Genomic DNA, 8,127 nt, shown 5'->3' on the forward strand with positions numbered 1-8,127 from the left:
AACCGTCGTGCTCAGCCCACGATCTGTCGGTCGCGCAGATCTGCGATGCGCGCGTCGTCGTACCCGATCGCGCGCAGTAGCGCATCGGTGTGCTCGCCGATGGTGCAGCCCGCGTCGGCCTTGACCGACGACCGCGAGAACCGGTTGAGCGGCGCCAGCCGCCGATGTTCGTCGAATATCGGGCTGACCGCGTCCACGGCGTAGCCCGCGTCGTAGAACTCGTCGGTCTGCATCTGCCACTCGGCCGACTCCTGGGCGACTGCAACGCAGCCGACGTCGCGCGCCGTGAGATAGGTTTCCCACTCGTCCTTGGTGCGCTCTGCGAAGATTTCGGTGAGTGCCGCCGCGAGCGCTTCGCTATTGGCTGTCCGTGTTTGCGGTGTCGCGAACTGTTCGTCGGCGAGTTTGCCGTGGCCGAGCGCCTCGACCAACGGCTCCCACTCGTGCTCCGCCGGAGCGGCGAGGAATACCCAGCCGTCGGCTGCGGCGTACATCCGATAGAGCGGGCCGAGTCCGCGGAACTCCGCGTCGACGGTCGACGTAGCGGGCCGCCCCGCGTAGCTCGTATTGCGAGCGATCAGTGCGTGTGTGCTGGTGGCGAGCATGGTGGTGACCAGTTCGGTCATCGCGAACCCACGACGCTTCGCGCAAAGCCCGAGCAGCAGTGCCGACGCCACTCCGAGAGCTGCGATGCCATCGCATTGGACCGCGGGCACGGCACTGGCCGAGTACAACTCGCGGGCGTTGCGGAGCAACTCCGTGCGATCCCCGGGAGATCGGCCCGCCAGTGGCGCGTCGGTCAGCGAAATCCCCGATGCCGCACCGATCGACGGCGCATAAGCCGGTCGGGCGGCGTACGGCCCGTCGATCCCGTAGCCGGGAGCGTGCACATAGACCAGATCCGGGTTGATCGACTTCAGCGCTGCCTCGTCGACGCCCATTCGGGTGGCGACCCCGGCGCGGAAGGTTTGCAGGACCGCATCGCATCCACGAACCAAATCCCGCACCACCTCCCGGCCCGCCTCGGAACCGAGATCGATGGCGATGCTTTCCTTCCCCTGTAGGACTTTCGCGCCACCGGCCTCGGGAAAGGCCATCAGCCAGCGGATCAAGTCGCCGTCGAGCGGCTCGATTTTGATCACCCGTGCGCCGAGGTCGGTGAGCAGCGTCGCGCCGTATGGTCCGGCGTACATCGAGCCCAATTCCAGCACGGTCACCCCCTCGAGCGGATACTGTCGGGCCTCGTCCGCGCCGACGGCGGTCGACGGCTCCGCGTCCTCATCGGCGAACCGCTGTATTTCCTGGTCGTACTCGCCGAGTTGCGGGGCGCGTCGGATCTCGGTGAGCGCGCGACCGTTCGCATGCACCTGCGAAGACGGCTGCCGGACCGGACCGAGCCGTGGATCCGCGACGGTGACCACGCGGCCCTCGTGCACCAGTTGGGGGTGCGCCAGTGCTTCGGCGGGGGTGCGGAACTGTTCGCCGAATACATCCATGGTCGTCTCGAACACCTGCCGCCACTCGTCCAGCGTGCGTTCCTCGACCTTCGACAGCATCTTGTTCCACCACTCGAACCGCAGATCCGGATCGGGCATGGTCGGAAAGCCTTCCCATTTGGGGTCGGCCAGCTCGGCCCACAGGCCGAGCTCTTCCAGGAACGCCTGCGTCAGCCGCGGCGAGGTCTGCGCGAACTGCAGCCAGGTGCCGTCCTTCGTTACGGCGCTGAGCAGCGCATACATCAGCCGGGATTGTGGTCGTCCCTGCTCGTCGAATGCCGCGACCAGCGGTTCGAAGGCATCCGGGTAGCGGTGCAGGATCATTTCGAAGAACCAGTTGTACGGATCGTGGGCCCCCACACCCGTCACCAGATTCGACTCCACGACTTGGCCGAGGCCGCTGTGATCGCGCTCGATCAGGGCCGCGAGAATGCCGTGGACCGCAGCTTGGGCCGCGCCGAATGACGCGTACGGAGCCGAGACGAACGCCGGATCCGGGCCCATGGTGAGCTGACGTTTGGAGTGGAAAACGCCGGTCTTGGCCATGATCAGGCCCTCATAGCCCTTGTAGTGCGACCACGGTCCGTGTGAGCCCCAGCCGGTGATCATCGCCGCGACCAGCCGCGGATACCGCTCGGCCAATTGCTCGGGCGTCAGACCCAACCGCTCTGCGGCCGCCGGTCGCATGGTGCTGACCAGTACATCGGCCTTGCGCAACAGTCCGCTCAATGTGGTGCGGCCGGTCTCGCTACCGAGATCGAGTGTGACACCGCGCTTTCCGCGCAGCAGGCCCGGCCAACCCGGATCCCGGCGCAGTGGACTCCCGCCGACCGGCTCCACCAGGATGACGTCGGCTCCCGCATCGGCGAGAAACTGCGTGGCCTGTGCACCCGGCAGCGTCGTCGAGAGGTCGACGACGATGAGTCCGGCAAGTGGGCCTTCGGCGGGGGTAGCGCTTGTCATTGGTCCTCACAATCCAAGAGACACAGGGATTTTCGCCACGGGCGACATTCAGCGGTCGACGGCGAACTCGGCGGATCCATGCACGACCAGCGGGCCATCGGATTTCCGCAACTGGATCGACAACTCCACCCGCGTCTCGTCGTCGTGCCCGAACAACCGGACGATTTCGCCCGAGGCGACCAAGCGATCACCCCGGTAGACCACCTTGGTGAAGCGAGTGCGGAATCGGCGGACCGCGTCCTCGCCGAAGTACTCGGTGCAGTACGCGGCGAGCCACCCGGCACCGAGCATTCCGGCGCTGAAGGCGGCCGGGTAACCCACCGACCGCGCGAGTTCGTCGTCGTGGTGCATGGGATTCATATCCCCGCTCGCACCTTGATAACGGACGATGTCGGTCATCGTCACCGGCCCGAAGGTGCGCTCCGGCAGCCTGGTGCCGGGAATCAGGTCCATCGTGACCGCTCCTTGCGTAAATAGGCCGAGGTATAGCGGCACTCGGCTCGCAACACACCGCCGTCGTCGTGGAAGGACACCACGAAACGGACCACGACCATGGGCCCACCGCGGGTCTGTTCGACCCGGACATCCTGAAACCGCTCGGAGGTGTGCAGTGTCTCGCCCGCTCGCGGCACCGATCCGTGGAAGATGTACTCCTGCTCCAGCGACAACAGATTTCGCCGCTCGGCGGCGACCCCGACGGCGGTGCACGCGGACGCGACCTCGGGTGCCCGCAAGCTCGTCCCGATGTGGTCCCAATACACCACCGTCGCCAAGAACGTCGGCGGTATCGGGGCCGCCGCGTTGTCCAGGTACACCGGGCGGGTAGCCGCGGTCGCGATGGCGTACTCGCGCACCTTGCCCCATTCGATCGGCATGATCGCCACGGCTGCTCCTCGGTCGGTCACTCGGTTATAGCGGCACTCGGGTGATCGAGCGCCAGGTCATGCCACCGACCTCGGCCACGTTAGCTAATAGCGTGTACTAATTACAAGAATTCGACTAACTTGCTGGTGAAAGCCATCCAAAGGTGCCCTCATTATGAAGAACGTCGATAGGATTTACATATGACGCTCCCCCGCGACGATCCCCGCGAACAGGGCGATGCGATGACCGTCCGCCAGGAACGACGCGGGCGGGTGCTCGTGGTTCGAATCGACCGCGAGGAGAAACGCAACGCCATCGATCGAGCGGTCGCCGAGGGTATCGACGCCGCGCTGAACCTGCTCGACGACGATCCGACGCTCTGGGTCGCCGTGCTGACGGGAACCGCATCGGTGTTCTCGGCGGGCACCGACCTGAGGGACGGTGCGGGCGGCGGCACCGAACGGGGCGGGGAGTACGGCGTCATTCGCCGTCGCCGGGCGAAGCCGCTGATCGCGGCGGTCGAGGGGCCGGCCTACGGCGGTGGTCTCGAGATCGTTCTCGCCTGCGATCTCGTAGTCGCTTCGCGCGCAGCCCGTTTCGCACTTCCGGAGACCCGGCGCGGTGTGGTCGCCTCCTCGGGCGCGCTCTTCCGCACACTGCGCGCCCTGCCCCTGCACATCGCCAAGGAGCTATTGATCACCGGCGCCGTATTCGACGCCGAACGCGCTCACCAGCTCGGGCTCGTGAACCGCGTTACCGAACCTGGCCGCGCGCTCGATGCGGCACTGGAACTCGCCGATGACGTTTGCGCCTCGTCACCCGTGGCGGTCGGGGCGACACTGGCGGCGATCGCGTCTCAGCACGACGCGTCCGATGCCGACGGTTGGGACGTCACTGCCGAAGCCGTAGCACGGGTAATGCGCAGCGAAGATTTGAAAGAAGGCGTTGCCGCATTCCTGGAAAAGCGCCCACCGCAGTGGCGGGGGCGCTGACCAGTCAGGCGACGTTGACCGGGGCCTTCTTCACGCTCTTGTCGAAGCCCACGACATCGGCCAGAGTGCCGCCGAGGATGATCGCTCGCTCGTCGTCGGGAACCCCGTCGAAGTTGAAGTCGATGCATTCCTTGCTACTGCGGAAGGTGCCTTCCGCGTGCGGGTAGTCGTTGCCCCAGATGACGGTCGACATCCCGGTGATGTGGCGTGCCTTGACGGCCACTGGGTCGTCGGCGAACTGCACATGGATCTGACGCTGCAGGTATTCGCTGGGCGAGAGCGGGTAGGGCCATTTCCCGTTGATGGCGAACAGGCGTCCCATGGTCGGCTGGTCGTTCGGCGGGCGCGTGTCGTCCCAGAAGCCGAGCCACCAATCGGCGTCCTGGCCGATGCCGGTCCGCCAGGATTTGTCCATCATGCCCATGAACGAGACCAGCCAGCCCGCGCCGAACTCGGTGAGGTTGAAGTGCAGGTCGGGAAATCGTTCACAGACGCCGCCACCGATGAGGGAGGCGATGATGGCCTGCGGGCTGGCCGATGCGGTGTTCCCGCCGCCCATGGTCCGGCCCGCGACCATATCGTCGGTCAGCTGTCCCTTCCCCATATTCATGGCCGTCATCAGGCCTTTGACGGTGGTCGCCGTTTCGGACACCGACTCCTTGACCATCACCCCGCCGGTGGCGACGTGGAAGAACACCGGCAACCCGTGCGCCTGAGCGGTCGCCCACACCGGGTCGTACTCCCGCGACCAGTAGGGCAGCGGCGGGATCTCCGGCAGCAGGATGGCTCCCAATCCCATGCGCGCACATCGCTCGATCTCGGCGACCGCGTCCGGAATGTCGGTGAGCGGGATCGCCGCCGTCGGGCGCATCCGATCCTTGTACGGGAGATACCGTTCGACGAGATAGTCGTTCCACGCCCGCGCGTGCGCCATCGACAGCTCGTGGTCGTCGGTGAACAGGACGAACAGCGACAGGTTCGGGAACATCACCGAGGCATCGACGCCATCGAGATCCATATCCCTGATGATGTTCTCCGGCTCGCCGTCCGGTGTCCGCCCGCCGAGCTGCCGGTACTTGGAGATGGTCCAACCGTCGAACCCGACCGTGTGCAGCTTCTTGAACTCGGTGTGCCCGCCCGCCACGATCGGCTCGTCGAGGGTGAACTCCTCCTCCCACAGGGCGCGGTCCCGCAGATGTTTGGGCAGCCGGGTTTTGTACAGGTCGACCGGCTCGATGATGTGCGTATCGCCCGATACGACGAAGAAATCCGACACGTTGACACCTTGCTTTCTTGACAGTTCCGCGCACCGGCGCGAGTAGAGACTCAGCCTCATTGGTGAGACTGAGTGTCAGACTAGCTCGCAGATCTCAGTTCTGTCACTGAATTGCAAAGGGTAGCGTCATGCCGATGAGCGGAACCAAGCGCACGAGAATGATCGCCCGCGCCGCAGTGCGAGCCGACCTCGCACAGGTTGCCTACGAGTTGACCCGGGAGCGGGGGTTCCACAACGTCACCGTGGATGACATGGCCGCGGCTGCCGGTGTTTCTCGCAGTACTCTCCTGCGCTACTTCGGCAGCAAGGAGGAAGCGGTGCTGAGCGCCTTCGACGCCCACGCCGACCAGTTCGCGGCCGCGCTACGTGCCCGGCCCGCCGGAGAGGACGACTGGACGGCGCTGCGCCGGGCATTGGGCGGGGTCATCGAGTTCTATCTGCAGGACCCGGTCGCGGCGCTCGCCATGACGCGACTCATCTTCGACACCCCGGAGTTGTCCGGGCGGCAGTTGGAGAAACAGCACAGTTGGCGACCCGCTCTCACCGCGGCGCTGGCTGAGCGGGCAGGCGTGTCGGGACCGGTCCCCATCTCGGTGGAGGTCAAGGTCGCCGCCGCGACGAGTTGCCTGAATATCGCCGTCGAGCGCTGGTCGGCGTCCGATGGCGAACTCGATCTGGCGCAGTTGCTCGATGAAGCATTCGACGCGCTCTCGTCGAGGCGGAACGGGCGCGTCCTCTGACGGATCGGCGGGGTCGCCCGCTGAGGGGCGACCCCGCCGAAGGGTGGTCAGATGATCGAACCGACGTCTTGGGCCACGATGTGGTCGAGTGCGCGTTCGGCGACGGCGGCGATGGTCATCGATGGGTTGCAGGCCGCGCTGTTGCCCGGGATCAGTGCACCGTCGAGGACATACAGTCCGCGCTGTCCGTGCACGCGGCCTTCCAGATCGCAGACCGGGCCCATGTTCGCACCGCCGAGCGCGTGCCAGGTGGAGGGGACTGCCAGGTTCGTATCGACGAGAGCGCTCGCCGGGCCGGCGATCTTCTGTACCAGCGGACCGATGGTGCCGTTCTGGATCACCGCGTCCCCTTCTTTTGGCCAGTGCAGTACGGCCTCGTCCTTGCCCGAGTCGTAGACGAAGCGGCCGCGTGCATTGCTGACGCCGTAGCCGACCAGCATGGTGGTTCGTGCATCTATGCCCGCCGGCGGGATCGATGCCTGGATGACCGTGGCCGCTTTCGTGGGATCGTCCCAGTTCAGGCTGCCGTAGACGACAGGTCCGCCCTGTGGGTAGCCGAGATCGCTGTCCAGGCAGGTCCAGGTGTAGATGCGGTCGGCGTTGGTGCCCCACCCGGCGCCGAGTGCGTCCGGCAGGTCCGGGATTGTTCCCTTCGCCTTGGCTCGCACCAGCAGTTTGGTGGTGTTGAGGCTTCCGGCGGCCATGACCAGTGTGCCCGCGGTGAGGATCTTGTTCTCCAGCACCGTGCCGGAGGAGTCGGTCCGGTCGACGTAGACGGTCCACCGTCCGTCCTTGGCGCGTTCGACCTCGGTGACGTGGTGGAGTATTTCGACCTGCACCTTGCCGGTCGCCTCCGCCGCGGCGATATAGGTGACGTCGACGGAGTGCTTTCCGCCATTGTTCACGCCGAGCGCACCGTCGCCGTTGGTATAGGAGGGCTTCATCTCGCCACGGAGTTCGGCGAGCGCGTAATTCCAGTCGATCGGCATCGGAATCTTCGACACCGGCAAACCGGCTTTGCGTACATGCTGTTCGAAGACGCGGACGGCCTGATAGTTCGGGCTGGCGATCAGTTCGTCCGGGGCGACCGCGAGCTGCAACATCTGCGCGACGCGCGGATAGTGGACCCGGTTCATCGTCGGCCAATCCAGACCGTCCAGGAACTGCGTGGCGAATGCGGCCTGCGACGGCTGCAGCGACATGCCTTGGTACACAAGCGATCCACCGCCGACACCGGCCGCGCACAGCGCGGTCATGTTCTCACCCGACACCGTCTCGAGCAGTCCGGCGTAGGGGTCGAACGCCACCGGCTTACCGAACAGCTCCGGCGCGGACTCGTACCAGAGAATGCGCTTGTCCGGAGACGTGGCATGTGGGAACGTCTCCGCGTTCGGACCTGTCGGCCAGCGTAATCCGCGCTCCAGCATCAACACCGGGACTCCGGCCTGGGCTAGGCGCAGCGCGGTGACGCCGCCGCCGAAACCCGTACCGATCACGATGACCCGATGGTCTTCGCGGACCAGCGGGACACTCCTCATCTTTGTCTCGATACCGCTGGCACCGGCGGCGATTCCCGTACCCGCCAATGCGACTGCGGCACCGGCGGCGCCACCGAGAAACGACCGGCGCGTGAATGCGGACATGTTTGATCGACCTCCTGACCGCGGGGATCGGATCCCGCGGGGATGTTGAGAGCAAGGAATACCGGCCCGCGCGGCAGTGGATTTCGCGCGCGGGGTTTCGGCGGACCTCCCGCGGCGAATCTCGCGGGAGGTTGAGGGGAGGGAATGCCGGCT

The 8,127-nt window shown here is 66.0% G+C and carries 7 protein-coding genes; 2 read left to right on the forward strand and 5 right to left on the reverse strand.

Annotated elements, in window-relative coordinates:
• Positions 1-11 precede the first annotated feature (11 nt).
• The 3 genes from ON44_RS37715 to ON44_RS47430 are packed head-to-tail and all read right to left on the reverse strand — an operon-like array spanning position 12 to position 3,334.
• The gene (locus ON44_RS37715) at positions 12-2,459 is read right to left on the reverse strand and encodes a CaiB/BaiF CoA transferase family protein (protein WP_051182905.1); all 2,448 of its coding nucleotides are present in this window, start codon (positions 2,457-2,459) and stop codon (positions 12-14) included.
• A gap of 48 nt (positions 2,460-2,507) precedes the next feature.
• A complete protein-coding gene (locus ON44_RS37720) occupies positions 2,508-2,912 on the reverse strand; it encodes a MaoC/PaaZ C-terminal domain-containing protein (RefSeq protein ID WP_040699421.1) in 405 nt (134 codons plus the stop codon).
• Positions 2,903-3,334 carry an FAS1-like dehydratase domain-containing protein gene (locus ON44_RS47430; RefSeq protein ID WP_245567501.1) on the reverse strand — a complete coding sequence of 144 codons (432 nt, stop codon included), beginning with the start codon at positions 3,332-3,334 and terminating at the stop codon, positions 2,903-2,905. Before ON44_RS47430 ends, ON44_RS37720 begins: the two co-directional genes overlap by 10 nt.
• Positions 3,335-3,565: 231 nt before the next feature.
• Between ON44_RS47430 and ON44_RS37730 the strand changes: the two genes are divergently transcribed.
• Positions 3,566-4,315, forward strand: coding sequence for an enoyl-CoA hydratase-related protein (locus tag ON44_RS37730; RefSeq protein ID WP_040699438.1), 750 nt, complete (start codon positions 3,566-3,568; stop codon positions 4,313-4,315).
• A gap of 4 nt (positions 4,316-4,319) precedes the next feature.
• Here the strand turns inward: ON44_RS37730 and ON44_RS37735 are convergent, their stop codons facing one another.
• Positions 4,320-5,591: an amidohydrolase family protein gene (locus tag ON44_RS37735; protein WP_040699423.1), complete on the reverse strand. Its 1,272-nt coding sequence runs from the start codon at positions 5,589-5,591 to the stop codon at positions 4,320-4,322.
• Positions 5,592-5,725: 134 nt separating this feature from the next.
• Between ON44_RS37735 and ON44_RS37740 the strand changes: the two genes are divergently transcribed.
• A complete protein-coding gene (locus ON44_RS37740) occupies positions 5,726-6,331 on the forward strand; it encodes a TetR family transcriptional regulator (RefSeq protein ID WP_085998695.1) in 606 nt (201 codons plus the stop codon).
• Between the two features lie 47 nt (positions 6,332-6,378).
• Here ON44_RS37740 and ON44_RS37745 read toward each other — a convergent pair whose 3' ends face one another.
• Positions 6,379-7,974: a GMC oxidoreductase gene (locus tag ON44_RS37745; RefSeq protein WP_083898393.1), complete on the reverse strand. Its 1,596-nt coding sequence runs from the start codon at positions 7,972-7,974 to the stop codon at positions 6,379-6,381.
• Positions 7,975-8,127: the final 153 nt, after the last annotated feature.

The sequence above is a fragment of the Nocardia vinacea NBRC 16497 genome, from assembly GCF_000308835.1.
Lineage (GTDB): Bacteria > Actinomycetota > Actinomycetes > Mycobacteriales > Mycobacteriaceae > Nocardia > Nocardia vinacea.